Genomic DNA, 416 nt, shown 5'->3' with positions numbered 1-416 from the left:
GGCATCAAATCCATCAGGTCCTGCGCGATGACCGAAGGCTCCGCGGGTTCGCTCTCCCGCAGCCACCAGATCAACGTGGACAGCACGGCACCCGCGATCAGATGCGCTGCCCTGCTCGCGTCACGGTCATCGAGATCCGGCCGCGCCTCCCGGACCGCCGGGACGGTCTCCACAGCGAACTTCTCCAACAGCGCAGTCAGTACCGCGCCCGGGGCCGCCGACGACAGCAGCAGATCCCGGTACATCGCAGAGTTCTCGGACATGTGCGCAGCCAACCGCTCCAGCGCACTCCGGGTGGTCTCCAGCCTGCTCGTCCCGAACCTCCGGGCCCGCCGGTTGACCTCCGCGATGGACTCGTACAGCGACTCGACCACCTCGACCGCCACAGCGACCGGACTGGAGAAGTGGTCATAAAA

General features: G+C 66.6%; 1 protein-coding gene. It reads right to left on the bottom strand.

Annotated elements, in window-relative coordinates; translation table 11 throughout:
• A partial coding sequence (locus tag GWK61_RS55365) for a TetR-like C-terminal domain-containing protein (protein ID WP_194922389.1) occupies positions 1 to 416 on the bottom strand: 416 nt, incomplete at both ends.

It is taken from the genome of Catenulispora rubra (genome assembly GCF_015356825.1).
Lineage (GTDB): Bacteria > Actinomycetota > Actinomycetes > Streptomycetales > Catenulisporaceae > Catenulispora > Catenulispora rubra.
The sequence above is the reverse complement of the archived record's forward strand: the minus strand, read 5'-3'. Positions and strand labels throughout refer to the sequence as shown.